Genomic DNA, 2,904 nt, shown 5'->3' with positions numbered 1-2,904 from the left:
GGCGACCATCCGCACCGCACGACGGCGCAGCTCAAGCGGGTACTGGGAAGGACGTGCCATGACTCGATCCTCTCAAATGATCGAGTCCCCACCAAACCCGGAACGGTTCACGACACGGCCACCGTCGATCGGACGCTCAAGGCGATCCGCGAAGCGGGGCACGAACCCGACGAGTACCTGTGGAGCTTGGAAGCCCAATCTGCGGTTCTCGTCTCGGCCGACTGCATGCACAGCGAATGCACGGACGGCGGGTCTGCCTGCGCGGCCCCGCAGAGCTAAGAGCGACTCAGGACAGACGGCTCATGGGAGGAGTTCCACCCCGCTACCGTTGGCTACGTTCTGCCACTAGGAGGATGCGGTGAGCGAAGAAGAGCGTAGGGGTGAGTGGGTGGACCCCCGCTATCACGAGGTGGTCGCTTTGCTGGGGACCTGCCGAACCGTAAGGAGTTCCAGCCGGCGGTGGCGCCGAGTCTGCCCGCACGGCGCAGGTGTGACGGTCATCGCAGACCCGGTAACCGGTAAGGCTCGCAACGTGGCCTGTGAGGCTTGCTGCGCACCGACGACCTGAACCGCTGACCTTGAAAGGAGCCCCGTCCGGCGACGGCGAGCAAGACCGCCGGGCGGGGCTTCTATGCTGGTCAGGCCCGGGCGGACCGCATACAGGCGAGCGCCTATGTGAGTTCGTTGACAGACTTGTTGATCTTCACGATGCTCATGCACGCCATCCTAGGGATCCCGTGGGGGATATCGTCGTGCCCGGCAGGGATCCGGTGCATCGGGCGCGGCAGTCGGGCGAGGTCGAGGTTGCGGTCGACAGGGCGGGAGGACGGCGAGGCGTGGCTGACGCGGCGGAGCACGGCGGGGCCGATGGACATGCCGGGGTCATAGGCGGTGACGGCAGACTCGGGGCCGCGCGCCTCCTGCTGTGGGCCCTGGCGGCCGTGCTCGGCGTCAGGCAGGCCGCCGTCGTGCTGAGCGAGCCGCCCGGCGAGTGGCTCAGCGGTCTGCACCTGCCCGGCGCCCCCGGCGGCCTGCCCGGCTCGCTCTACGACGCCGGCCGGTTCACCGGCACCCCCTTCGCCGGGCTCGTCCTCAAGCCGCTGGTCGGCCTGGCCACGCCCTCCCTGGAAGTGGCCTGGACCTGCGTCACCCTGCTGTCCGTCGCCGCGATCGGACTGGTCGCCGCACGCGGCCTGCCCGACCCCGTGCCCCGGCGCACCGCCCTGTTGGCCGCGCCCCTGCTGGTCGCGCTGATGATGGTCTCGCTGCCCGTCCGCGAGGCCGCCTCGCCCGGTCAGGCCGCCGTGCTGCCCGTGCTGCTGGTGCTGCTCGCGTTCTTCCGGGTGCCCGGCGAGCGCCCCGCCGGGTTCCTCGTCGGACTCGCCGCGGCCCTCCAGCCGGCCCTGCTGCTGTTCGCCCCGCTGCTGTGGCTGACCGGGCGCCGCCCCACCGCCAAGGCTGCCGCACTGACCTTCGTCGGCGCCACCGCGCTGTCCTGGGCGTCACTGCCGCGCGACTCGTGGACGTACTGGGTCGAACACCTCGCCGGCTCCGGCCTCGGCGGCGCCCCCGGCGGCCCCGCCAACCAGTCCGTTCACGGCGCCCTGCTGCGCCTGGGCCTCGGCGGACCCGCCGAGACCCTCCTCTACGCAGCCCTCGCCACCGCGATCGCCTTCGTAGGCCTGCGCCGCGCGGCCCGCTACGCCCGCGACGGCCAGCTGCTGCTCGCCGTCGCCGTCACCGGCTGCGTCGCCGTTGCCGTGTCCCCGGACGGGTGGCGCCACCAGATGCTGTGGGTGCTGCTCGCGGTGGCCGGCAAGGTGGGCGTGCGGGCCGCCGACCGGCGGGTGTGGCCGGTGGCGGTGGTGCTCGCGATGACCCTGCCGAGCGCCGTGCTGCTGCCCAACATGGCCGCGCTGGCCCCCGTACGGGACAACGTGCCGCTCCTCGCGGCCCTGGCGGCGGCCTGCGCCGTGCCGTTCCTGCCGCGTTCGTCCCCGTACTGGCGCGAGCCGGTGCCCACGCTCTACGGGCGGCCCGCCGCCACGCGCCTCCCGCACGTCCCGCTGCTGCCGTTCTGGCGCAAGGCGCTCTCCCGGCCCAACCTGCTGCTGGAGTTGCTGCTGATACGGGTCGGCTACTCGCTCTACTCGCACATCCGGGCCGCCGCCCCCGCGAGCCGGTCCGTCGCCGAGGCCAACGGCAGCCGGATCCACGCGATCGAGCAGGCGCTCGGCATCGACGTCGAACGCGTCGTCAACCGGGCCGTGGTGGACACGCCCTGGCTGGAGGCGTTCTTCAACTTCTACTACACCTCCTTCCACTTCGTGGTGCCGCTGGCCGTCCTCGCCGTGCTGTACCGGCGCAGCCCGGGGGACTACCGCTGGGCGCGCGCCTCGCTGGGCCTCGCCACCGTGATCGCCCTGGCCGGCTTCTGGCTGTACCCGCTCGCCCCGCCGCGGCTCATGCCGGACCTCGGTTTCGTCGACACCGTGCACGGCGTGCAGGACCTGGCGAACCCCTCGTACGGGGTGATGACCGCGATCTCCAACCAGTACGCGGCGATGCCGTCGCTGCACTTCGGCTGGTCGCTGTGGTGCGGGACGGTGATCGTGGTGCTCGCGCCCAAGGGCCGGCAGAAGCTGCTCGGGGCGCTGCACCCGCTGATCACGCTCTGCGCGATCGTGGCCACCGCGAACCACTGGGTCCTGGACGCGGTCGGCGGCGCGCTGGTCGTCGGTGCCGGGTTCGGGCTGGTCCACGTGCTGTCCGGGCCGCGCGGCCTCCGCGTCAGCCTGCCGGGACAGCGCGCGGTGGCGGAGGCGGAAGCCGGCCGGAACCTACGCGCCCCCGCCCGCTCGGGGCGCGCCTGAGGCCGGGCCCCGCCGCGGCCCGCCCCGCCCC

Annotated in this window: 1 protein-coding gene and 1 pseudogene; both read left to right on the top strand. The window is 72.9% G+C overall.

Annotated features, from left to right (window positions below; genetic code table 11):
* Nucleotides 1–279 (top strand): annotated as a pseudogene (locus ACEPPI_RS40295) (hypothetical protein); the annotation flags it as partial.
* Nucleotides 280–836: 557 nt separating this feature from the next.
* The gene (locus tag ACEPPI_RS40290) at nt 837–2,873 is read left to right on the top strand and encodes a bifunctional glycosyltransferase 87/phosphatase PAP2 family protein (RefSeq protein WP_373920208.1); all 2,037 of its coding nucleotides are present in this window, start codon (nt 837–839) and stop codon (nt 2,871–2,873) included.
* Nucleotides 2,874–2,904 lie beyond the last annotated feature (31 nt).

Source organism: Streptomyces sp. AB3(2024), from assembly GCF_041862025.1.
Taxonomy (GTDB): Bacteria; Actinomycetota; Actinomycetes; order Streptomycetales; family Streptomycetaceae; genus Streptomyces.
Note: the sequence above shows the minus strand (reverse complement) of the source record. Positions and strands in the feature narration are given on the sequence as shown.